This is a genomic window from Streptomyces sp. NPDC059874, assembly GCF_042731135.1.
Classification (GTDB): Bacteria; Actinomycetota; Actinomycetes; order Streptomycetales; family Streptomycetaceae; genus Streptomyces.
In genome coordinates, this window is record NZ_JBHWJY010000030.1 from 1 (window position 1) to 22,760 (window position 22,760).

The window sequence follows — 22,760 nt, forward strand, 5'->3', positions numbered from 1 at the left end:
ACCGCAGCCAACTCCTTAGCCAGCACACCCGATCAACGACACAGCCCATCAGCCCGACACTCCACCGACGACCGAACCTGACCAAGCACTACTAGTGCTGTGACCGGAAAGGCTCACCGGGTCACGGCGCTCCGCACGGCACCTCGCCGCGTTGTCGGACCGCGCGAGTACGTCCGGTACGAGCCGCGGCCCTCCGCCTTGCGATGCACCGCGCCGAACACCGCGCCCCGGGAAACCTTCCCGGCCACAGCACTAGCGGGACCGAAGTTCGGCCAGGACCGCGTCCGTGAAGGGGGTCCAGGCGGCGACGGCCCACGGGCCGAAGGCGCGGTCCGTCAGCGCCACGCACGCGGCGCGGGCGTCCGGGTCCACCCACAGGAAGGTGCCCGACTGGCCGAAGTGGCCGAAGGTGCGCGGCGAGGAGGAAGCGCCCGTCCAGTGCGGGGACTTGCCGTCGCGGATCTCCACGCCGAGCCCCCAGTCGTTGGGGGATTGGTGCCCGTAGCCCGGCAGGACGCCCTTGAGGCCGGGGTGGACGACGGAAGTGGCCTCCGCGACCGTGCGGGCGTCGAGCAGCCGGGGCGCCTGCAGTTCCGCGGCGAACCGCAGCAGGTCGGCGACGGTGGACACGCCGTCCTTGGCGGGGGAGCCCTCCAGGCTGCTGGAGACCATGCCGAGCGGCTCGAAGACCGCCTGGTGCAGGTACTCGGCGAAGGGGATGCCGGTGGCCTTGGCGATGTGGTCGCCGAGGACCTCGAAACCGGCGTTCGAGTACAGCCGACGGTCCCCGGGCGGGGCGGTCACCCGGTGCTCGTCGAAGGCCAGGCCGCTGGTGTGCGCGAGGAGGTGACGGACCGTCGACCCCTCGGGCCCGGCCGGCTCGTCGAGCTCGATCGCCCCCTCCTCGTACGCGACGAGGGCGGCGTAAGCGGCGAGCGGCTTGGTCACCGAGGCGAGGGGGAAGCGGTGGTCGACGGGCCCGTGGGAACCGGCCAGGCTCCCGTCGGCGCGTACGACGGCCGCCGCGGCCGTGTCGACCGGCCAGGTCTCGATGATCCGCAGGCTTTCCATGCTGTTGACGCCCTCCACGCTCTCCATGCCGCCGAGCCTACTTGCTTGGAGTGCACTCAAGGGTTTTAGCGTGGGGCCATGAGCCAGAGCCTGACGCAGACGCGGTACACGATCAGCGAGGTCGAGGCCCGGACCGGTCTGACCCAGCACACCCTGCGCTGGTACGAGCGGATCGGACTCATGCCGCACGTGGACCGCTCCCACTCGGGACAGCGCCGCTTCAGCGACCAGGACCTCCACTGGCTGGCCTTCGTGGGCAAGCTGCGCGCCACCGGGATGTCGGTGGCGGACATGGTCCGCTACGCGGAGCTGGTGCGCGAGGGGGAGCACACGGTGGACGAGCGCCGCGCGCTGCTGGAACGGACGCGGAGCGAGGTGCGGGCGCGGCTGAACGAGCTGACGGACGCGCTCGCCGTACTGGACTACAAGATCGGCATCTACTCGGGGAAGGCACGGCCATGACGGAGCGGAAGAGGACCGAACGGATCGAGCAGGTCGAACTCGGCGGGGGCGGCCCGCTGGTCGGCGTCCAGGGCCTCGGCTGCATGGGCATGAGCGAGTACTACGGGAAGACCGACGAGGCGGCGGCCCGCGAGACGCTGGACGCGGCCCTGGACGCCGGGGTGACCCTCTTCGACACCGCGGACGTCTACGGGCGCGGCGCGAACGAGGAGTTCCTCGCCCCGTTCGTGGCCGCGCACCGGGACGAGATCACCCTCGCCACCAAGTTCGGCATAGAGCGGAACGACGACCCGCACTACCGGGGCATCCGCAACGAGCGCGCGTACATCCGACGGGCCGTGGAGGACAGCCTGCGCCGGCTCGGCGTGGACGTCATCGACCTCTACTACATGCACCGTCGCGACCCGGCCGTGCCGCTGGCGGAGTCGGTGGGCACGATGGCGGAGCTGGTGGCGGAGGGCAAGGTCCGCCGGCTCGGGCTCAGCGAGGTCACCGGCGCGGAACTGCGGGAGGCGTACGCGGTCCACCCGATCGCGGCGCTGCAGTCCGAGTGGTCGCTGTTCAGCCGGGACGTGGAGCGCAGCGCGGTCGGCGCGGCGGCGGAGCTGGGCGTGGCCTTCGTGCCGTACTCCCCGCTGGGGCGGGGCTTCCTGACGGGGGCGTTCGCGGACGCGGTCGCCGAACTGTCGGAGGGCGACTTCCGGCGCCACCAGCCGCGGTTCAGCGGGGACAACGCGAAGGCCAACGCGGCGCTGCTGGCCCCGATCCGGGAGGTCGCCGAGGCGCACGGGGCGAGCCCGGCGCAGATCGCGCTGGCGTGGGTGCAGCAGCGGGCGGGGGTGCACGGCCTGACGGTGATCCCGATCCCGGGCACGCGCCGACCGGGTCGCGTCCGCGAGAACACCGCCGCGACGGGGATCACCCTGACGGGGGCGGAGCTGGCCCTCCTGGAGCCGATCGCCGCGGGCGTCGCGGGGGACCGCTACCCGGACATGACGTTCACCTCGGTGGTCAGGGAGGGCTGAATTCCGGCCGCGGCCCCACCGCTGGGGCTCCGCCCCAGACCCCGCGCCTCAAACGCCGGCGGGTCTGGATTGCCCTGCGGGCAATCCAGACCCGTCAGGCGTCGGCAATGGCGCTGCACGTGCAGGCTGACGCCGGCCAAAATCCAGCCCGTCCGGCGTTTGAGGACCGCGTCAGGGCGGAGCCCGGTACTTTCAGCCTCGCCGGCGATTGAGGCGCGGGGCCGGGCCGAGCCCGGGAGGCCGGGCGCAGCCCCGTTACAGCGACTCCGCGGTGAATCGTTCCCGCAGCGCCGCGTACTCCGCGTCCGTGAGCAGCCCCGCACTGTGCAGCTCGCTCAAGTGGTGGAGCCGCTCGCCGGAGCGGGCCCGCGGCACCGAGGACACCGAGGCGCGGCCTCGTACGGCGGCCAGGACGGCGGCGGCGAAAGGGAGCGACTCGTGCACCGAGCCGTAGCCGACGCCGAAGACGGCCGCCGCGAGGTCGTGGCTCGGGCGGGGGTCACCGGCGGCGTCCCGCAGCAGCAGACGCAGGTGGCCGCCGGGCCCTTCGGGGGAACGCCACTCCACGCCGGTGAGCGCGGAGACGGGATAACGCTGGTCGCACGCCTTCCACTTGGTGCTCGTGGCGCCCGTACGGGACCAGCGGAAGCTGACCGCCGTCCCGTCGAAGCCCACCCGCGCGTCGTACGCCTTCAGGTGCAGCGGCGGCCGCGGTACGTCGACCAGGAAGCGCTCGGCCGGCTCGGCCGGATCCGGTCCCAGCCGGGACAGCAGGGCGTCGGCGAAGGCGGCCGCGTGCGGGGCCCGTTCGCCCGGCAGCACCAGCCGGTACGGGTCGCAGGCCTCCCGCAACTGCCCGGCGGCGGCCTCCATCAGCGGATCCGCGCCCGGCCGCGGGACGGCGCGCAGCACCACCGAGTCCCGCTTCCCGGTGGTCACGGTCACCCCGGACACCGCTTCCAGGGGGATCCGGCGCGAGCCGAGGGCGTGAAAGAGCCTTGGCGTTCGCATCCCCCGTGCGAAGCGGATGAGCACCGAGTCCGAGTCGAACTCCCAGACGGCATGGTTTCCGGCCAGTACGTCACCCATGCGGCACATGGTAAAGGGAGGCGCCCCCGCGCGTCCCCCTCGCTGCGGGGACCGATTTCCGGCTCTCTACGCGCGTCAGTCCCGCTCTGCCCCGGAAACTCCGTGCCGGCACGCGTCGTCCCCGGTCGCGCAGTTGATGGAACCGAACGCGCCGCTTCCGACTTCGGCGAAGTTGCGCACCGAGTCCGTGCCTGGCGTGAAATAGCCGGTGTGGCTCTTGGCCCCGGCCGAGGAGAGCAGCCGTGCGCCGAAGTCCGGGGACACCGGGTCGGCGCCGTGGCCCAGTCCGCCGACCTCCAGGTGCGGAACGTCCGCGATCCAGTCGCCCTGGTCCCGGGTGGCCCAGACCCGCGCCGAGGTGTGCAGCCCCGCGACGTTCTGCGCGCGCATGCCGGGGCTGCCGGCCACCACGATGTCCGTGACCCGGGCGGGCAGTTCGCGCGCGGCGACCCCGCACACCACCGAGCCGTAGCTGTGGCAGAACAGGGCCACGCCGGAGTCCCCCGGCAGGGCCGTGGTCAGCGACTTCAGTCGGACGGCGCCGTCGACGGCCATGTGTCCGGTGGCCGCGTCCATGCCGACCCCGGTGGGGGCGGTGTAGCCGGCCCAGGCGATGACCGCGGTGCGGCTGTCGGGCGCGGCCGCGCGCTGGGCCTCGTAGAGGGACTCGGCCATGCCGACGGGGGCGGTGAAGTGGCGCTGGGTGCGCTCGAAGGTGATCACGTCGGTGTCGACGCCGGGGACGATGACCGAGACCCGGCGGGCCCGGTCGAGGTCGCCGAAGACCTCGGCGACCGTGCCGGTGCCGGTGGGGTCGAAGGCGAGGATCTGCCGGCCGGGGTCGGCGAGCGAGGCGAAGCGGTGGGAGCGGCGGGTGGCCGTCGCGCGGTCGGCGGGGGTGAGGGCGACGTCGCGGCTGCGGGCCTCCTCGACCCGGCCGGCCTGCTGCAGGCCGAGCAGGTTGGCCCGGTAGCGGGTGGCGGCGGGGGCCCCGTCGAGGTTGCCGACGACGAGCGGGTAGGCCTCGGCGAGGCGGGCCCGTTGGACGCCGTCGAGGCCGGCGAAGAAGTGGGCGACGGTCGACGGGGACGCGTCCGCGGCGGGCACCGGGCGGCCGTTGATCCGCGCGCTCGCCCAGGCGGCCAGCTCGGCCGCCCGCAGCGGGGTTCCGCCCTCGGGGCGGTGCACGGCCGTCCAGCCGGTGGTGGCGAGCAGGACGAAGACGACCGCGAGCGCGAGCAGGGCACGCAGGGCGGCGGGGCGCGGGTCGGCGCCGGGGGCGATGGGGTGGGCGAGGCCGGGCACGTTCACTACGACCAGCGTATGAGACGCCTTCTGCCTCCGGCGTGCCGGGTGACGGGCTTCACGTCCGACCGTGTTACCCGTGCGGTGTTGGGCGTGTGGATCGCCATCCCCTGCCCGGACCGGGTCGGAGGCCGGCGGCGGGCGCCGGGGGCAACCTCAAACCGACGGGCGCCAAGGGGCGGACAGGGCCGGGCCGATCTGGTCGAGGTAGGTCTCCGTCATCCGACGGATCGCGGCCACGCTGGTGTCCTCGCCCTGACCCCAGAGCCGACCCGTGACCCGCATCACGCCGGTGAACGCGGCGACGGCCACCCGCGGTCGCGGGTCGGCGTCCACGTCCACTCCCTCGCGCTCCGCGATCAGTCGGGCGACCCGCTCCTCCAGCTCCGTCGAGCGCCGCAGGTGCACCGCGAGCAGCGCGGGCGTCGACTCGATCAGCTGGTAGGTGCGCATGTAGAGGTCGACCGGGACCACCTCCGAGATGGCCTCGTCGAGGGTGTCCCACGCGTCCAGCACCGCCGCCCGCATCGCGTCGAAGGGGCCCTCCCCGGCCGGCCGCGACCGCAGCGCCGCGACGAAGTGCGACTCCACCTGCTCCTGGACGGCGAAGGCCACCTCCTCCTTGTTGGCGAAGTAGCGGAAGAAGGTGCGCTGGGACACTTCCACGGCGTCGGTGATCTCGTCGACCGTCGTCCGCTCGTACCCCTGGGCGACGAAGAGCAGCAGGGCGGCGCGCAGCAACGCGTCCCGGGTGCGCCGCTTCTTGCGCTCGCGCAGCCCGCCCCCGGTGGCGGCAGCGGCGTCGGTCATCACCGCAGGGGTCCTCTCTGACGCTGAGTGAGCGGACAGGGTACCTGTGACAGAGCTGACAGTTACTGTCTCGTTAACCCGTCTGTGAAGTGTCAGTCGCTGTCACTAGCCTGTCCGCATGACTAGTCAGATCACCCTGGCCAAGGAATCAGGCCCCGCTCCGGCCCGCGCGGGGTTGCGCGGCCACCCCTGGCTGACCCTCTTCGCCGTGGCGATCGGCGTCATGATGGTCACTCTCGACGGCACGATCGTCGCCGTCGCCAACCCCGCGATCCAGCAGGACCTCAACGCCTCGCTCGCCGAGGTCCAGTGGATCACCAACGGCTACCTGCTGGCCCTCGCCGTCTCCCTCATCACCGCCGGCAAGCTCGGCGATCGCTTCGGCCACCGCCAGACCTTCCTCATAGGCATCGCGGGCTTCGCGTTGTCCTCCGCCGCGATCGGCCTGTCCACCGGCGTCGAGCTCGTCATCGGATTCCGTGTCGCCCAGGGCCTGTTCGGCGCGCTGCTGATGCCCGCCGCGCTCGGTCTGCTGCGCGCCACCTTCCCCGCCGAGAAGCTCAACATGGCCATCGGCATCTGGGGCATGGTCATCGGCGCCTCGACCGCGGCCGGCCCGATCGTCGGCGGTCTGCTCGTCGAGCACGTCAGCTGGCAGTCCGTCTTCTTCATCAACGTGCCCGTCGGCATCGTCGCGCTGCTCTTCGGCCTGTTCATCCTGGTCGACCACCGGGCGGCGAACGCCCCGCGGTCCTTCGACCTGCTCGGGATCCTGCTGCTGTCGGCCGCGATGTTCTCCCTCATCTGGGCCCTGATCAAGGCCGCGGAATGGGGCTGGGGCGACTCCCGGACGCTGCTGTTCCTCGCCGCCTCCGTGCTCGGCTTCTTCCTCTTCACGTTCTGGGAGACCAAGGTCTCCGAACCGCTGATCCCGCTGGGCATGTTCCGCTCGCTGCCGCTGTCCGCGGGCACCGTGCTGATGGTGCTGATGGCCTTCGCCTTCATGGGCGGCCTCTTCTTCGTCACCTTCTACCTGCAGAACGTGCACGGCATGAGCCCCGTCGACAGCGGCCTGCACCTGCTCCCGCTGACCGGCATGATGATCGTCGGCTCCCCGCTGGCCGGCGCCGCCATCACCAAGGTCGGCCCGCGCGTCCCGCTCGTCGCCGGCATGGTCGCCACCGCCGCCGCGTGCTTCGGGATGGCGCGGCTCACCCCGGACACCGGCACCCTCACCATGTCGCTCTGGTTCGCACTGCTCGGCCTCGGCCTCGCGCCCGTCATGGTCGGAGCCACCGAGGTGATCGTCGGCAACGCCCCGCTGGAGCTGTCCGGCGTGGCCGGCGGTCTCCAGCAGGCCGCCATGCAGGTCGGCGGCAGCCTCGGCACCGCCGTCCTCGGCGCGGTCATGGCCAGTACGGTCGGCAACTCGTTCGGGGACAACTGGCGGGCCGCCGAGCTGCCCCCGCTCACCCCGGAGCAGACCGAACTCGCCGAGAAGGGCGTCCAGGTCGGCATCCCCCCGGTGCCCCCGGGGGTCCCGGCCGAGGTCGCGCAGAAGATCAGCGAGGTCGCCCACGGCACGTTCGTGGACGGCATGGGCACCGCCTTCACCGTCGCGGGCGTCGTCGCGGTGCTCGCCGCCGTCGTCGCGTGCTTCACCAAGCGCGGCGAGAACGCCGCCGCCGGCGCGGGCGCGGCCCACGTCTGAGGCGTCAACTCCGCACCCACGACAGCCCCGCCGGGCGGTTCCGGCGGGGCTGTCGCCTATCAGGGTGGACCCGCCCGAGGCCTCTTCCGCTCGCCCGTCACCGCAGGTCAGCGTGGTGTCAGCGGAGCCCCGGAACAGGTCCGGGGGCCTCCCGTCCACAAGGAGTTGACCCGTCATGCGTACGTGGAGCACCACTCTCGCCGTAGTCGGCCTGGCCCTGACCGCCCTCATCCCGAGCACCTCCGGCACGGCGCACGCCGCAGGCCCGGCCACGCTCGGGGCCTGCGCCACCGGGCAGCTGTGCCTGTGGGCGAAGCCGGAGTTCAAGGGCAAACGGCAGACCCATGAGCTGAGTGGCCTGGACATCAACAGCTGCACCGCCCTGCCCGCCGGGACCAGCGCCCAGTCCCTCACCAACCGGACCGGCCGCCCGGTGACCACGTACCAGTCGGCCGAGTGCGCGGAGACCGGCGAGTTCCAGACCTACCCGGGCGACGGGGTCTGGCTGCCGCAGTCGCCCTACCAGGTGCGGGCGTTCAAGGTGTGGGAGACGTAGCCTCGCGCTGCGCCGGGGCCCCCGGCGGGTCGGCCCGCTCGCCGCCCAGCCGGGCGACCTCGGCGCGCAGCGCCCGTACCTCCGCCTGGAGTTCCCGGAGGGCGGCCAGCTGGAGCCGCTCCACCTGGTCGTCGCGCTCGAAACGGGAGATGAACCAGGCCGCGATGTTCGCGGTGACCACACCGAGCAGGGCGATCCCCGACAGCATCAGCCCGACGGCCAACACCCGGCCGAGACCGGTGGTGGGGGAGTGGTCCCCGTACCCGACGGTCGTCATGGTGGTGAAGGACCACCACACCGCGTCGCCCAGGTTCTTGATGTTCCCGTCGGGTGCGTCCCGCTCCACGCTCAGCACCGCGAGGGAGCCGAACATCAGCAGCCCCACGACGGCCCCGGCCACGTACGTCGTCAGGCGGATCTGCGGAGCCATCCGGGCCCGCCGGCCCACCAGCAGCAGGGTGGCGACCAGCCGGAGCAGCCGCAGCGGCTGGACCAGCGGCAGCACCACCGCGGCCAGGTCCAGCCAATGCGACCGGACGAATCGCTTCCGGTCCGGCGCGAGGGCGAGGCGCACCAGGTAGTCGACGGCGAAGGCCCCCCACACCACCCACTCCGCGCGGGTACAGGCCCGGTGCACCTCGGGGCTCGCGTCGGGGGCGACGATCGGCACGGCGTAGGCGACGGCGAAGCCGATGGCGAGCACGAGCAGCGGCGTCTGGCTCCGCCGCTCCCACCGTGCCTGACGTGAGGGTTCCTTCATGCGCAGCATCGTAAGGAACGCGTAAAGCGGAGGTGCCCCCGGCACAGCCGGGGGCACCTCGCTCACTCCTTCACGGGCCGGCCGGCCGGGCTCACCGGCCCGCCGTCATCCGCCCCGCCGCGCAGCGATCACGCGTCGCCGCCGGCGGCGCCGGGGTCGGCAGCCGTCACGTCCAGCAGCTGGTAGCGGTCGACCGCCTGCTTCAGCACCGAGCGGTCGATCTTCCCCTCCCGGGCGAGCTCGGTGAGCGTCGCCAGGACCACCGACTGCGCGTCGATGTGGAAGAAGCGCCGCGCCGCACCGCGCGTGTCCGCGAAGCCGAAGCCGTCCGCGCCCAGCGAGGTGTACGTGCCGGGCACCCAGCGCGAGATCTGGTCCGGGACCGCCCGCATCCAGTCGGAGACCGCCACGAACGGCCCCTCCGCACCGGACAGCTTCCGCGTCACGTACGGAACGCGCTGCTCCTCCTCCGGGTGGAGCAGGTTGTACTCCTCCACCTCGACGGCCTCGCGGCGCAGCTCGTTCCAGGAGGTCGCCGACCAGACGTCCGCCCGGACGTTCCACTCCGCGGCGAGCAGCCGCTGGGCCTCCAGGGCCCACGGCACGGCGACGCCCGAGGCCATGATCTGCGCCCCGATCGTGCCCGCCGTCCCCGCGGACACCCGGTGGATGCCCTTGAGGATGCCGTCCACGTCGACGTCCGCCGGCTCGGCCGGGTGCTGGATCGGCTCGTTGTAGACCGTCAGGTAGTAGAAGACGTCCTCGGCCTCGGGCCCGTACATCCGCCGCAGACCGTCCTGGACGATGTGCGCGATCTCGTAGCCGTAGGCCGGGTCGTACGCGACACAGCCCGGGTTCGTCGAGGCGAGCAGCTGGGAGTGACCGTCGGCGTGCTGGAGGCCCTCACCCGTCAGGGTGGTCCGGCCGGCGGTCGCGCCCAGGACGAAACCGCGCGCCAGCTGGTCGGCCATCTGCCAGAACTGGTCACCCGTGCGCTGGAAACCGAACATCGAGTAGAAGACGTAGACCGGGATCAGCGGCTCGCCGTGCGTCGCGTACGCCGAACCCGCCGCGATCAGCGAGGCCGTGCAGCCCGCCTCGGAGATGCCGTCGTGCAGCATCTGGCCGGTCGGCGACTCCTTGTACGCGAGCAGCAGGTCGCGGTCGACCGCCTCGTACTGCTGGCCCAGCGGGTTGTAGATCTTGGCGCTCGGAAAGAAGGCGTCCATGCCGAACGTGCGGTACTCGTCCGGCGCGATCAGCACGAACCGCTTGCCGATCTCCTTGTCCCGCATCAGGTCCTTCAGGATGCGGACGAAGGCCATCGTGGTGGCGATCGACTGCTGGCCCGAGCCCTTCTTGGCGGCCGCGTACGTCTTGTCGTCCGGCAGCTGCAGCGGCTTGGCGCGCACCACACGGGTCGGCACGTAGCCGCCGTGGGCGTTGCGCTGGTCGTGCATGTACTGGATCTCGGGGGAGTTGCGGCCGGGGTGGTAGTACGGCGGCGCGCCGCTCTCCAGCTGCTGGTCCGTGATCGGGATGCGCAGGCGGTCACGGAAGCGCTTGAGGTCGTCGACCGTCAGCTTCTTCATCTGGTGCGTCGCGTTGCGGCCCTCGAAGTTCGGGCCGAGCGTCCAACCCTTGACCGTCTGCGCCAGGATCACCGTCGGCTGGCCCTTGTGGGCCTTGGCCGCCGCGTACGCCGCGTAGACCTTCTTGTGGTCGTGACCGCCGCGCCCCAGGTGCTGGATCTGGTAGTCGGTCATGTTCTCGACCATCGCGCGCAGCCGCTGGTCCCCGCCGAAGAAGTGTTCACGGATGTACGCACCCGATTCGGTGGCGTACGTCTGGAACTGTCCGTCCGGGGTGGAGTTCATCTTGTTGACCAGGATGCCGTCGCGGTCCTGGGCCAGCAGCGGGTCCCAGGAGCGGTCCCAGATCAGCTTGATGACGTTCCAGCCGGCGCCGCGGAACTGCGACTCCAGCTCCTGGATGATCTTCCCGTTGCCGCGCACCGGGCCGTCGAGGCGCTGCAGGTTGCAGTTGACCACGAAGGTCAGGTTGTCCAGGCCCTCGCGAGCGGCGATGGACAGCTGGCCGAGCGACTCCGGCTCGTCCATCTCGCCGTCACCGAGATACGCCCAAACGTGGGACTTGGAGGTGTCCGCGATCCCGCGCGCCTCCATGTACCGGTTCATCCGGGCCTGGTAGATCGCCCCGAGCGGGCCGAGGCCCATCGAGACGGTCGGGAACTCCCAGAAGTCCGGCATCAGCCGCGGGTGCGGGTAGCTGGAAAGGCCGTACGGGGCCTTCGACTTTTCCTGGCGGAACGCGTCGAGCTGCTGCTCGGAGAGCCGGTCCAGGAGGTAGGCGCGGGCGTAGATGCCCGGGGAGGCGTGGCCCTGGAAGAAGATCTGGTCGCCGCCGTCGCCCTCGTCCTTGCCCCGGAAGAAGTGGTTGAAGCCCACGTCGTAGAGGGAGGCGGAGGAGGCGAACGTGGCGATGTGACCGCCGACGCCGATGCCCGGGCGCTGGGCGCGCGAGACCATGACGGCCGCGTTCCACCGGGTGGCGTTCAGGACCTTGCGCTCGATCTCCTCGTTGCCGGGGAAGAAGGGCTCGTCCTTGGTGGCGATCGTGTTGACGTAGTCCGTGCTGCGCATCTCGGGCACGGCCACGCGCTTCTCGCGGGCCCGCTCGATCAGCCGCAGCATCAGGTAGCGGGCGCGCTCACGGCCCCGCTCGTCGACCGCTGCGTCCAGGGAGTCCAGCCACTCCTGGGTCTCCTCCGGATCGAAGTCCGGGACCTGACTCGGCAGGCCGCCAATGATGATCGGATTGCGATCGGATGCGGAAGCCACGCTGTTCCTTCGCTGTCGGGGGAGTCGTGCTGATGCCGTATCTGTGGGGCGCCGCCTCCCATGGTCTTACGCTCGGCCGAGATCGTCATCTTTACCACTGGGTAATCCCTGGAGTCGGCAGGGAACGTAGGGGGAGGACAACGGTGGGATCGGTGGCGGTTCCGGCCAAATCGCAACCTTACGCTCAAGTCGGTCAGCTCCTTCGTAAGGCCGTTCGTCCCTCAAACAGGTAGGAAAGTCCCCAAGCAATGCCGAATGAGCTGGAATGGTGTGGGATGAATCACCAGAGGTGCACACGGGAAGGCTGAAAGTTGCGGCGAGACGGCCGTAATCGTCACCGTTTCGACGGTCTCGGCGGCCGGGTACTTGCGCGATCCGCCGCGCCCGTGTGGACTACGCCCAATGCTGCGCGTACGCGCGCCGCCGAAGACATTCACCGAACATGAGCAGGAGGCACCCCGTGAGCGCGACCGCGGACCACGCGGAGAGCCTGGCCGCCCGGCTGGGTTTCCAGTCCGAACAGGTGGTCCAGGAGATCGGCTACGACGACGACGTCGATCAGGAATTCCGTGATGCCGTCGAGGAGCTCGTCGACGAACTCGTCGACGAGGAGTACGACGACGTCGCCGACGCGGTCCTGCTGTGGTTCCGGGAGGACGACGGCGATCTGACGGATGCGCTGGTCGACGCCACAGAGCTGGTCGAGGACGCCGCCCTGATCCTGCTGCTGACCCCCAAGACGGGCCGTGACGGCTACGTCGAGGCCAGTGACATCAGCGAGGCCGCCGAAACGGCCGGCCTGTCGCAGACCAGGAGCATCAGCGTCGGCAAGGAATGGGCCGCCACCAAGCTGGTGACGCCCAAGACCGCGGCCAAGACCAAGCGCTGAGCCGCACCCGCAGCCGAGCGGACACGCAACCACACCCCGCCGACCAGGTGACCCCGGTCGGCGGGGTGTGTGCGTTCCCGCCCCGCGGGGGCCGCAGGCCCTAGGCTTTGACTCACCCGAACAGCCCAACGCAGGGATGCGGGAACGAAGGGATGCGAGAGATGGCGATCGAGGTCGGCGACAAGGCCCCGGACTTCGAGCTCAAGGACAACCACGGCGCGACGGTGCGGCTCTCCGACTTCCGGGGGGAGAAGGCCGTCGTGCTGCTCTTCTACCCGTTCGCCTTCACCGGCGTCTGCACCGGCGAGCTGTGCGAGCTGCGCGACCAGCTGCCGCGCTTCCAGAACGACGACGTGCAGCTCCTCGCGGTCTCCAACGACTCCGTGCCGACCCTGCGGGTCTTCGGTGAGCAGGAGAACCTCGACTACCCGCTGCTGTCGGACTTCTGGCCGCACGGCGAGACCTCCCGCGCCTACGGCGTCTTCGACGAGGAGAAGGGCTGCGCGGTCCGCGGCACCTTCATCATCGACAAGGACGGCGTCGTGCGCTGGACCGTGGTCAACGGTCTGCCCGACGCCCGTGACCTGAACGAGTACATCAAGGCGCTCGACAGCCTCTGAAAACCCCCCTGTGGGACGGGAACCCGTCACTAGGATCGAAACGTTGATCCGATTGCAACCGCACGACGGGGCACTGCCCCACACAGAACCCAATGGAGGACCCGTGGGAGTCAGCCTCAGCAAGGGCGGCAACGTCTCGCTGACCAAGGCCGCGCCTAACCTGACGGCGGTCATCGTCGGTCTGGGCTGGGACGCTCGCACCACCACCGGCGTCGACTTCGACCTCGACGCCAGCGCGATCCTGACCAACGACCAGGGCAAGGTCGCCAGCGACGCGAACTTCGTCTTCTTCAACAACCTGAAGAGCCCCGACGGCTCGGTGGAGCACACCGGTGACAACACCACCGGTGAGGGCGAGGGCGACGACGAGGCGATCAAGGTGAACCTCGCCGGCGTCCCCGGTGACGTCGCGAAGATCGTCTTCCCCGTCTCGATCTACGAGGCCGAGGCCCGTCAGCAGAGCTTCGGCCAGGTCCGCAACGCGTACATCCGCGTCGTGAACCAGGCGGACAACACCGAGCTCGCCCGCTACGACCTCTCCGAGGACGCCTCGACCGAGACCGCCATGGTCTTCGGCGAGCTGTACCGCAACGGCGCGGAGTGGAAGTTCCGTGCCATCGGCCAGGGTTACGCCTCGGGCCTGCGCGGCATCGCGCAGGACTTCGGCGTCAACGTCTGACCCAGACAGCAGTCCAACGTCCGGCGCCGTGCACTGTGTGTACGGCGCCGGACCGGCTTCTGCCACCGCCACACCGCCACACCACTGCCACACCACCGCCACACCGTCGTCCGGGGAGGACCACAACATGGGCGTCACACTCGCCAAGGGGGGCAATGTCTCCCTGTCCAAGGCCGCACCGAACCTCACCCGGGTTCTGATCGGCCTCGGATGGGACGCGCGCTCCACCACGGGCGCCGACTTCGACCTCGATGCCAGCGCGCTGCTGTGCAACAGCGGCCGGGTGCTGGGGGACGAGTACTTCGTCTTCTACAACAACCTCAAGAGCCCCGAGGGCTCCGTCGAACACACCGGGGACAACCTCACCGGCGAGGGTGAAGGCGACGACGAGTCGATCATCATCGACCTGACCAAGGTGCCGGAGCGGGTGGACAAGATCGTATTTCCGGTCTCCATCCACGAGGCGGACACCCGCCGGCAGAGCTTCGGCCAGGTCAGTAACGCCTTCATCCGCGTGGTGAACCAGGCGGACGGCCAGGAGCTGGCCCGCTACGACCTTTCCGAGGACGCCTCCAGCGAGACCGCGATGATCTTCGGCGAGGTCTACCGCTACGGGGGCGAATGGAAGTTCCGTGCGGTGGGGCAGGGGTACGCGTCGGGTCTCCGAGGCATCGCTCTAGACTTCGGGGTCAACGTTTCGTAAAGCCGTACAAGACGCATGGGGTGCCAGGTGCCAGTGGTTCTGAAAACCTTCGGCTGGTCGTTCGCCATCACGGCGATCGGCCTCGCCTTTGCCGCGTGGCAGTGGGGGTGGGAGGCGTTCGGGGTCGTACTGATCCTGTCGATCCTCGAGATCTCGCTGTCCTTCGACAACGCGGTCGTCAATGCCGGAATCCTGAAGAAGATGAACGCCTTCTGGCAGAAGATCTTCCTCACGATCGGCATCCTGATCGCCGTCTTCGGTATGCGGCTGGTCTTCCCGGTGGCGATCGTCGCCATCAGCGCCAAGATCGGTCCCATCGAGGCGATCGAGCTGGCGCTGGACAACCCCACCCGGTACGAGGCCCTGGTCACGGATGCCCACCCGGCCATCGCCGCCTTCGGTGGCATGTTCCTGCTGATGATCTTCCTCGACTTCATCTTCGAGGAGCGCGACATCAAGTGGCTCGCCTGGCTCGAGCGTCCGCTGGCCAAGCTCGGCAAGGTCGACATGCTGTCGGTCTGCATCGCCCTGATCGCGCTGCTGGTCTCGGCCATGACCTTCGCGGTCAACGCGCACACCAGCGCCGGCCACGCGGACAAGTCCGCCACCGTGCTGCTCGCCGGCGTCGCCGGCCTGATCACGTACCTCATCGTCGGCGGCTTGTCCTCGTACTTCGAGGACAAGCTGGAGGAGGAAGAGGAGCGCGAGCAGGAGGAAGAGGAGAAGGCCCAGGCCGAGGGCAAGTCCGTCTCCGCCATCGGTCTGGCCGGCAAGGCGGCGTTCTTCCTCTTCCTCTACCTGGAAGTCCTCGACGCCTCGTTCTCCTTCGACGGGGTCATCGGCGCGTTCGCCATCACCAACCACATCTTCTGGATGGCGCTCGGCCTCGGCATCGGTGCCATGTACGTCCGTTCGCTGACGGTCTACCTGGTCCGCCAGGGCACCCTCGACGACTACGTCTACCTGGAGCACGGCGCGCACTACGCCATCGGCGCGCTCGCCGTCATCCTGCTCGTCACCATCCAGCACGAGATCAGCGAGATCATCACCGGCCTCATCGGCGTGGTGCTGATCGCGGCCTCCTTCTGGTCCTCGGTGCGACGCAACAAGAAGCTGGAACTGGAGGGTTCCGCCGCGGAGGCATGACCTCGGCGCTAATGCGGAACGCTCCATGGCGGGGCGGCCCGGTGGTCCACGGACCCGACGGGCCGCCCCGCTTCCGTACGTATCAGGGGGTAGGGGATGGGATTCTTCGACGGCATCCTGGGGAGCCGGGCCGGCCAGTTCCAGTCGGGCAGCGCCTCGTCGAACGCGATCGAGCTGACCAAGCGACATCCGACGGTGTCGCTCACCAAGCAGGGGGCGGTCCACGGCAATCTGCGCGTCAACCTGTCCTGGCGCATGCGCACCTCGGACATCGGCGGCCGCTCGGGCCAGAGCGGGCAGCTCTTCCGGCACCCGTTCAAGCTCTTCAAGCCCGACATGGTGCAGGCGCACACCCAGGGCATGGTCAACGTCGACCTCGACCTCGGCTGCCTCTACGAGCTCACCGACGGCACCCGGGGCGCCGTGCAGCCGCTGGGGAACCTCCTCGGCGACATCAACGACCCGCCGTACGTGAAGCTCAGCGGCGACGACCGGTTCGGATCGGCCTCCGGCGAGACCCTCTACGTCAACCTCGACCACGCCGACGAGATCAAGCGGCTGCTGTTCTTCGTCTACATCTACGACCAGACCCCGGCCTTCGACCGGACCCACGCCCTGGTCACCCTCTTCCCGAGCTCCGGACCGCGCATCGAGATCGCGCTGGAGGAGCGCCATCCGGAGGCCCGCTCCTGCGCGGTGGTGTCCTTCGAGAAGGTCAAGGGCGAGCTGATCGTGCGGCGCGAGGTGAAGTTCGTCTACGGGTTCCAGGCAGAGTTGGACCGGCTGTACGGCTGGGGGCTTCAGTGGGGCCGGGGCTACAAGAGCACCAAGGCCTGACGCCCTGGGCCCGCCTGCGGCCGCCCAGGCCCCGCCGGAGGCCCGTTCAGACCCCGCCGGAGGCCCGGCGGGGCGTACGCGTACGCGTCAGCGGCGGATGAACTGCGGGCCCTGTACCGGCAGCCGGAACGTCGGGTCGCCGCCCGGACCCGGCACCGGGGCCGGGGACACCGGCTGCGGGTACCCGTAGGCGGGCTGGACGGGCGGCGGGGCCTGCGTGGGCGGGGCCATCGCCGCGGTCTGCTCGGAGGTGGGTCCCGCGGCGGGCCGGCCCGCCGGATCGGGCGCGTTCTCGTCGACCGAGATGCCGTGGTCGGTCGCCAGCCCCACCAGTCCGTTGGAGTAGCCCTCCCCGAGCGCGCGGAACTTCCAGCCGTCGCCCCGGCGGTACAGCTCCCCGCAGATCAGCGCCGTCTCGGCGCCGGTCTCGGGCCGCACGTCGAAGTAGGCCAGCGGCTCCGAGCCGCCGGTCGGGGAGGCGTCGTAGAGGAGGATCCGCAGGTCGCGCACCCGTTCGAAGGGCACGTCCTCGGCGGAGGCGACCACCAGGATCCGGTCCACGCTCGGGGTCACCGCGCGCAGGTCCGCCTGCACGGCGTCGGTGATCGCGTCGCCGAGCTGTTTCTTGCCGAGCCGCCAGACGGCTCCGGAGGGGTGCCGGGGCTGGTTGTAGAAGACGAAGTCCTCGTCCGAACGCACCCGGCCGTCGGAGCCCACGAGCAGCGCGGAGGCGTCCACGTCAGGAACCTCGGGGCCGTCGGTCCAGCGCAGCACCGCCCGGACCGCCACGGCGGCCACCGGGATGTTCGAGCCCTTCTGCATCGAGTGCGTCATGCCCGTCATCCTGCCCTCCCAGGGTGGAGCGGGACAATGCGGCCCCCCGTAAGGCCTTGTCTCAAACGAAAGACCTGGGCATGGTGCAAGGGGGTTACCTGAACTTCATGTGCTTGAGGAATTTTTGACCCACGTTCGTACGTACTATTACCGGCCACGCCAGTTGGGCCGCCGAGGCAGTACGGGGGAAGCACATGCGTCACTTTGGGCACATATCGCCCAGCGTCCGTAAGGACCTCTTCCACCAGGAACCGGCGGAATTCACCGGAGCCTCCCCGGCCCGGATTCTCGCGGCGGCGCTCGGCGCCACCCTGTACAGCCCGGCGACCCGCCCAGCCCTCGCGGCGGACATCCGCAAGCAGGCCGGCCGCGGCGTCGTCTCCATGGTCCTCTGCCTGGAGGATTCCATCAGCGACACGGACGTCGTCGACGCCGAGGAGAACCTCGTCCGGCAGTTCGCGGCGCTCGACGACGACGGCACGGACGACGCCGAGCACCCGCTGCTCTTCATCCGCGTCCGCACGGCCGAGCAGATACCCGACCTGGTGCGCCGCCTGGGGGGCACCGTGCGGCACCTGGCCGGATTCGTGCTCCCGAAGTTCACCGAGAGCCGCGGCACCGCCTTCCTCGACGCCGTCGCCGCGGCGGAAGCGGCGAGCGGACGGTCCCGGCTGTACGCGATGCCGGTCCTGGAGACCCCGGACCTCCTCCACCTCGAAACTCGTATCGAAGCCCTCGCCGGCATCTCCCGCACCGTCAACGCGCACCGCGAGCGCGTACTGGCCCTGCGTCTCGGCGTGACCGACTTCTGCTCCGCCTACGGCCTGCGGCGCACCCCCGACATGACCGCGTACGACGTCCAGATCGTGGCGGGCGTCATCGCGGACGTGGTGAACGTACTGAGCCGCGCCGACGGCACCGGCTTCACCGTCACCGGCCCGGTCTGGGAGTACTTCCGCAGCCAGCAGCGCCTCTTCAAGCCCCAACTGCGCCGCAGCCCCTTCCTGGAGGAGGGCGTGGAGGAACTGCGCACGGCACTCATCGAGCACGACCTCGACGGGCTGCTGCGCGAGATCGAACTCGACCGGGCCAACGGGCTGCTCGGCAAGACCTGCATCCACCCCGCCCACGTCACGCCCGTCCACGCGCTGTCGGTGGTCTCCCACGAGGAGTTCAGCGACGCCCAGGACATCCTGCGCCCCGAGCGCGGCGGCGGCGGAGTGATGCGTTCCGCCTACACGAACAAGATGAACGAGGTGAAGCCCCACCGGGCCTGGGCCGAGCGCACCATGCTGCGCGCCGAGGTCTTCGGTGTGGCGAAGGAGGAGGTCGGCTTCGTCGACCTCCTCACGGCCGGGCTCCAGGTGTGAGCGGGCCGGTGACATCGCTCGGTACGAGGGAAGGCAAGAAGATCGACACGGTGTGGTCGGGAACGTGGGTCGCGGACCGCCTGGGAGTGCGGCTGGAGGACGCCGAGGAGGCGGCCGGCAGCCCGCGGCTCACCGAACTCCTCGGGCTGGCGCTGCGGCGCAACCCCAAGCGGGCGCACCTGCTCGTCTCGCAGGTGCTGGGCAAGCACGTGCCGCAGTCCCCGCGGACGGTGTACGCCGCCGGGTACGGGCTCGGGCAGCGGGTACGGGCCCTGCTCGGCGAGGACGCGGCCGCCTCGGCGGTGGTCCTCGGCTACGCGGAGACCGCCACCGGACTGGGCCACTGCGTGGCCGACGGCCTGGGCCCCGCCCCCTACCTCCACTCCACCCGCCGGCCCGTCCCGGGCGTGGAGCCGGCCGGCGGCTTCGAGGAGTCCCACTCGCACGCCACCTCGCACCTGCTGCTGCCGGAGGACCCGAAGCTGCTCGCGGGCTCCGGGGCGCTGGTTCTGGTGGACGACGAGTTCTCCACCGGCAACACGGTCCTGAACACCATCCGCGACCTCCACGCCCGCCACCCGCGCTCGCATTACGTGGTCGTGGCCCTGGTCGACATGCGCTCCCCGGCCGACCGCGACCGCCTCGCGGCCTTCGCCGCCGAAATCGGCGCCCGCGTGGACCTCATATCCCTGGCCTCGGGCACGGTCTCCCTCCCGGAGGGGGTCCTGTCCAAGGGCCAGGCGCTGGTGGAGGAGTACGAGGCTGAGCTCCGCTCCGAGCCCGCAGGCGGGCAGATCCAGCCCCTCCGGCGTTCGAGGAGCGGGGTCTGGGGCGGAGCCACGGCAGACGAGCCGCAGCCGATCACCCGCGTCGCACTCCACTGGCCCACCGGCCTCCCCGACGGCGGCCGCCACGGCTTCACCGCAGCCCACCGCGAGGAACTGGAGGCTGCACTCCCGGACCTTGCCGCCCAGCTCGCGGCAGCGCTCGGCCCGGTGCCCACCCCCGGCCGCGTCCTCGTACTCGGCAACGAGGAGCTGATGTACGCCCCCCTGCGCCTCGCCAAGGCCCTGGAAGAGGCCGGCGCGGCCCATGAGGTGCGCTTCTCGACCACCACCCGCTCGCCGGTGCTCGCCGTCGACGACCCCGGCTACGCCATCCGCACCCGGCTCGTCTTCCCGGCCCACGACACTCCGGCCGACGGCCCGGGCGAGCGTTACGCCTACAACGTCGCCGGAGCCGGCTTCGACGCCGTCGTCGCCGTCGTCGACTCGGCCGGCGACACCCCCGAACTCCGGACCGGACTGCTCGACGCCCTCGCCCCGCACACGGGCCACGTCGTGCTGGCCGTCGTCCCGTCCTACGTACCCGACCGGCAGGAGCCGATCATGCCCGAGCCCCTGCGCGGCCCCGCCTTCTCCTCGTACGCCCCGGAGGACGTCGGCTGGCTGCTCCAGGACTTCTCCGACGTCGAGTTGGAGGCCCCGACGGAGGAGCGCGAGGAGGCGATCCAGGCGGGCGGCGCGCACTACGCCGAGTCCCTGCCCGTCGAGTACCAGCCGTCCCCGCAGTACCAGGAGCTCTACCAGAGCGCGCTCAAGGCCTCCGCCGCCCGCATGGCCAAGGCCGTCGGCACGGTCACCGAGACCGTCCTCGCCGAGCGCACCCCGTCCCCGGTCCTGGTCTCCCTTGCCCGCGCCGGCACCCCCGTCGGCGTGCTGATGCGCCGCTGGGCCCAGGCGCGGCACGGCCTGGACCTGCCGCACTACGCCGTCTCCATCGTGCGCGGCCGCGGCATCGACGCCAACGCCCTGCGCTGGCTCGCCGCCCACCACGACCCCGCCGACGTCGTCTTCGTGGACGGCTGGACGGGCAAGGGCGCCATCACTCGCGAACTGCGCGTCGCCCTCGCCGAGTTCGAGGGCTTCAACCCGGAGATCGTGGTCCTGGCCGACCCCGGCTCCTGCGTGGAGACGTACGGCACCCGCGAAGACTTCCTGATCCCGTCCGCCTGTCTCAATTCCACCGTCTCCGGTCTCATCTCGCGTACGGTGCTGAGGTCCGACCTGGTCGGTCCAGCGGACTTCCACGGCGCCAAGTACTACCGCGAGCTCGCCGGGGCGGACGTCTCCGTCGACTTCGTCGACACCGTCGCCGCCCACTTCGACGAGGTCGCCGACGCCGTAGACGACGACGTCAAGGAACTCCTCGCCGCCGACCGCACGCCGACCTGGGAGGGCTGGGCGGCCGTCGAGCGGATCAGCGAGGAGTACGGCATCCACGACGTGAACCTCGTCAAGCCGGGCGTCGGCGAGACCACCCGCGTGCTCCTGCGCCGGGTCCCGTGGAAGATCCTGGCGCAGCGTGGCGCCGGGGCCGACCTGGACCACGTACGGCTGCTCGCCGAGCAGCGCGGGGTCCCGGTGGAAGAGGTCGACGGGCTGCCCTACACGTGCGTAGGACTCATCCACCCCCGATTCACGCGCGGCGCCACCGGCGCCGACGGAAAGGCTGTGGCCTCGAAGTGACTGTCCTCGTAGCCAGTGATCTCGACCGTACGCTCATCTACTCGACGGCCGCGCTCGGCCTGACCATGCCCGACCCGGTGGCCCCGCGGCTGCTGTGCGTCGAGGTCCACGAGAGCAAGCCGTTGTCCTACATGACGGAGACGGCGGCGGCGCTGCTGGCGGAACTCAAGGAGGACCCCTCGGTCGTCTTCGTCCCCACCACCACCCGCACCCGCAAGCAGTACCAGCGCATCCGCTTCCCCGGCCGCCCGGCCCCGTACGCGATCTGCGCGAACGGCGGTCAGCTGCTGGTCGACGGGGTGCCCGACCGGGACTGGCGGCGCACGGTGGCGAAGCGGCTCGCGCAGGAGTGCGCCCCGCTGGAGGACGTCCACCAGCACCTGCTGGCCACGACCGACCCGGCGTGGCTGCGCAAGACGCGGGTCGCGGAGGACCTGTTCGCCTACCTGGTCGTCGAGCGGGCCCTGGTCCCCGACGAGTGGCTCAAGGCGCTCACGCAGTGGGCCGAGGCCCGCGGCTGGACGATCTCGCTCCAGGGCCGGAAGATCTACGCCGTCCCGCGCCCGCTGACCAAGAGCGCGGCCATGCGCGAGGTGGCCCGCCGCACCGGCGCCACGAGCACCCTCGCCGCCGGCGACTCGCTGCTCGACGCGGACCTGCTGCTCGCGGCGGACTCGGCCTGGCGGCCGGGCCACGGCGAGCTGGCGGACGCGGCCTGGACGGCGCCGAACGTGACGGCCCTGACGGCGGCCGGTGTCGCGGCGGGCGAGGAAATCGTCCGCGAATTCGGCCGGGCGGTTGCGACACTGACCGCATGACCAAGGGCAACACGACCAAGATCACGGACGAGCTCTACCGGTACATGCTCGACCACAACCCCCCGCTGGACGAGATCCAGCGGGGGCTGGTGGCGACGACGTACGCCAAGTTCCCCGACGTCGCCGGGATGCAGTCGGCGGAGGAGCAGGGGCCGCTGCTGGCCTTCCTGGTCCGCCTGACGGGCGCCCGGCACATCGTGGAGATCGGCACCTTCACCGGCTTCTCGACCCTCTCCATGGCGCAGGCCCTCCCCGCGGACGGCCGGCTCGTCGCCTGCGACGTCTCCGAGGAGTGGACTGCGTACGGCCGCGAGGCCTGGGAGGCGGCGGGCGTCGCGGACCGCATCGACCTGCGGATCGCACCGGCGCTGGACACCCTGCGGGCGATGCCGGCCGAACCGCACGTCGACATGGCCTACATCGACGCGGACAAGGAGAACCAGATCGCGTACTGGGAGGAACTCGTGCCGCGGCTGCGTCCCGGCGGCCTGATCGTCACGGACAACACCCTGTTCCACGGCACGGTCGTCGACGAGTCGGCCACCGGCTCCTCGGCGGCGGGCGTCCGCGCTTTCAACGACCACGCCTCGGCGGACCCCCGCATGGAGTCGGTCCTGCTGGCGATCTCGGACGGCCTCACGCTCTCCCGCAAGCGGTAGGCCCGGCCGGGGAGTCGGCGGGACCAG

General features: G+C 70.8%; 21 protein-coding genes. 14 read left to right on the forward strand and 7 right to left on the reverse strand.

Features of this window, described 5'->3' with window-relative positions:
- Nucleotides 1-252: 252 nt before the first annotated feature.
- Complete coding sequence (locus ACFV9H_RS18905; protein ID WP_385399492.1) at nucleotides 253-1,071, reverse strand: serine hydrolase domain-containing protein; 819 nt, start codon at nucleotides 1,069-1,071, stop codon at nucleotides 253-255.
- 78 nt (nucleotides 1,072-1,149) lie between these two features.
- Here ACFV9H_RS18905 and ACFV9H_RS18910 point away from each other — a divergent pair, with 78 nt between their 5' ends.
- Both ACFV9H_RS18910 and ACFV9H_RS18915 read left to right on the forward strand, forming a co-directional pair.
- Complete coding sequence (locus tag ACFV9H_RS18910) at nucleotides 1,150-1,533, forward strand: MerR family transcriptional regulator (RefSeq protein ID WP_385399323.1); 384 nt, start codon at nucleotides 1,150-1,152, stop codon at nucleotides 1,531-1,533.
- Nucleotides 1,530-2,558 (forward strand): aldo/keto reductase, encoded by a 1,029-nt coding sequence (locus ACFV9H_RS18915; protein WP_385399325.1) that lies wholly within the window; start codon nucleotides 1,530-1,532, stop codon nucleotides 2,556-2,558. Before ACFV9H_RS18910 ends, ACFV9H_RS18915 begins: the two co-directional genes overlap by 4 nt.
- A 255-nt stretch (nucleotides 2,559-2,813) precedes the next feature.
- Here ACFV9H_RS18915 and ACFV9H_RS18920 read toward each other — a convergent pair whose 3' ends face one another.
- The 3 genes from ACFV9H_RS18920 to ACFV9H_RS18930 form a co-directional block, all read right to left on the reverse strand.
- A complete protein-coding gene (locus ACFV9H_RS18920) occupies nucleotides 2,814-3,647 on the reverse strand; it encodes a DUF4429 domain-containing protein (RefSeq protein ID WP_385399327.1) in 834 nt (277 codons plus the stop codon).
- Nucleotides 3,648-3,722: 75 nt separating this feature from the next.
- Nucleotides 3,723-4,952: an alpha/beta hydrolase gene (locus ACFV9H_RS18925; RefSeq protein ID WP_385399495.1), complete on the reverse strand. Its 1,230-nt coding sequence runs from the start codon at nucleotides 4,950-4,952 to the stop codon at nucleotides 3,723-3,725.
- Between the two features lie 156 nt (nucleotides 4,953-5,108).
- A complete protein-coding gene (locus ACFV9H_RS18930; RefSeq protein ID WP_385399329.1) occupies nucleotides 5,109-5,762 on the reverse strand; it encodes a TetR/AcrR family transcriptional regulator in 654 nt (217 codons plus the stop codon).
- A 118-nt stretch (nucleotides 5,763-5,880) separates the two neighbouring features.
- Between ACFV9H_RS18930 and ACFV9H_RS18935 the strand changes: the two genes are divergently transcribed.
- Nucleotides 5,881-7,473, forward strand: a complete 1,593-nt coding sequence (locus ACFV9H_RS18935) for an MFS transporter (protein WP_385399332.1) — start codon at nucleotides 5,881-5,883, stop codon at nucleotides 7,471-7,473.
- A gap of 175 nt (nucleotides 7,474-7,648) precedes the next feature.
- A complete protein-coding gene (locus tag ACFV9H_RS18940; protein WP_385399334.1) occupies nucleotides 7,649-8,029 on the forward strand; it encodes a peptidase inhibitor family I36 protein in 381 nt (126 codons plus the stop codon).
- Here ACFV9H_RS18940 and ACFV9H_RS18945 read toward each other — a convergent pair.
- Both ACFV9H_RS18945 and aceE read right to left on the reverse strand, forming a co-directional pair.
- Nucleotides 8,010-8,789, reverse strand: a complete 780-nt coding sequence (locus tag ACFV9H_RS18945; protein ID WP_385399338.1) for an ion channel — start codon at nucleotides 8,787-8,789, stop codon at nucleotides 8,010-8,012. The two genes, ACFV9H_RS18940 and ACFV9H_RS18945, sit on opposite strands and share 20 nt — an antisense overlap.
- 128 nt (nucleotides 8,790-8,917) lie before the next feature.
- Entirely contained in the window at nucleotides 8,918-11,650 is a 2,733-nt protein-coding gene (aceE, locus tag ACFV9H_RS18950) for a pyruvate dehydrogenase (acetyl-transferring), homodimeric type (RefSeq protein ID WP_385399340.1), read from the reverse strand.
- A 460-nt stretch (nucleotides 11,651-12,110) separates the two neighbouring features.
- Here aceE and ACFV9H_RS18955 point away from each other — a divergent pair, with 460 nt between their 5' ends.
- The 6 genes from ACFV9H_RS18955 to ACFV9H_RS18980 all read left to right on the forward strand — a co-directional run bounded on the left by ACFV9H_RS18955 (nucleotide 12,111) and on the right by ACFV9H_RS18980 (nucleotide 16,524).
- The gene (locus ACFV9H_RS18955; protein WP_385399342.1) at nucleotides 12,111-12,539 is read left to right on the forward strand and encodes a DUF3052 domain-containing protein; all 429 of its coding nucleotides are present in this window, start codon (nucleotides 12,111-12,113) and stop codon (nucleotides 12,537-12,539) included.
- Nucleotides 12,540-12,700: 161 nt separating this feature from the next.
- Nucleotides 12,701-13,159 carry a peroxiredoxin gene (locus tag ACFV9H_RS18960; RefSeq protein WP_329386032.1) on the forward strand — a complete coding sequence of 153 codons (459 nt, stop codon included), beginning with the start codon at nucleotides 12,701-12,703 and terminating at the stop codon, nucleotides 13,157-13,159.
- 103 nt (nucleotides 13,160-13,262) lie between these two features.
- Nucleotides 13,263-13,838, forward strand: coding sequence for a TerD family protein (locus ACFV9H_RS18965; protein ID WP_365173020.1), 576 nt, complete (start codon nucleotides 13,263-13,265; stop codon nucleotides 13,836-13,838).
- Between the two features lie 127 nt (nucleotides 13,839-13,965).
- A complete protein-coding gene (locus ACFV9H_RS18970; protein ID WP_385399344.1) occupies nucleotides 13,966-14,541 on the forward strand; it encodes a TerD family protein in 576 nt (191 codons plus the stop codon).
- Nucleotides 14,542-14,574: 33 nt separating this feature from the next.
- Complete coding sequence (locus tag ACFV9H_RS18975; RefSeq protein WP_385399497.1) at nucleotides 14,575-15,687, forward strand: DUF475 domain-containing protein; 1,113 nt, start codon at nucleotides 14,575-14,577, stop codon at nucleotides 15,685-15,687.
- Nucleotides 15,688-15,783: 96 nt separating this feature from the next.
- The gene (locus ACFV9H_RS18980; protein ID WP_385399347.1) at nucleotides 15,784-16,524 is read left to right on the forward strand and encodes a Tellurium resistance; all 741 of its coding nucleotides are present in this window, start codon (nucleotides 15,784-15,786) and stop codon (nucleotides 16,522-16,524) included.
- 87 nt (nucleotides 16,525-16,611) lie between these two features.
- Here ACFV9H_RS18980 and ACFV9H_RS18985 read toward each other — a convergent pair whose 3' ends face one another.
- Nucleotides 16,612-17,358 (reverse strand): TerD family protein, encoded by a 747-nt coding sequence (locus tag ACFV9H_RS18985; protein WP_385399350.1) that lies wholly within the window; start codon nucleotides 17,356-17,358, stop codon nucleotides 16,612-16,614.
- Nucleotides 17,359-17,552: 194 nt separating this feature from the next.
- Here ACFV9H_RS18985 and ACFV9H_RS18990 point away from each other — a divergent pair, with 194 nt between their 5' ends.
- From ACFV9H_RS18990 to ACFV9H_RS19005, 4 genes are read left to right on the forward strand one after another with little or no spacing between them, the layout of a single operon-like run.
- Nucleotides 17,553-18,728, forward strand: coding sequence for an HpcH/HpaI aldolase/citrate lyase family protein (locus ACFV9H_RS18990; RefSeq protein ID WP_385399353.1), 1,176 nt, complete (start codon nucleotides 17,553-17,555; stop codon nucleotides 18,726-18,728).
- A 41-nt stretch (nucleotides 18,729-18,769) separates the two neighbouring features.
- A complete protein-coding gene (locus ACFV9H_RS18995; protein ID WP_385399500.1) occupies nucleotides 18,770-21,256 on the forward strand; it encodes a phosphoribosyltransferase in 2,487 nt (828 codons plus the stop codon).
- Nucleotides 21,253-22,074, forward strand: a complete 822-nt coding sequence (locus ACFV9H_RS19000) for an HAD family hydrolase (protein WP_385399355.1) — start codon at nucleotides 21,253-21,255, stop codon at nucleotides 22,072-22,074. The genes ACFV9H_RS18995 and ACFV9H_RS19000 overlap by 4 nt, the downstream gene beginning before the upstream one ends.
- A complete protein-coding gene (locus ACFV9H_RS19005; protein ID WP_385399357.1) occupies nucleotides 22,071-22,733 on the forward strand; it encodes an O-methyltransferase in 663 nt (220 codons plus the stop codon). The genes ACFV9H_RS19000 and ACFV9H_RS19005 overlap by 4 nt, the downstream gene beginning before the upstream one ends.
- The last annotated feature ends 27 nt before the right edge of the window (nucleotides 22,734-22,760 follow it).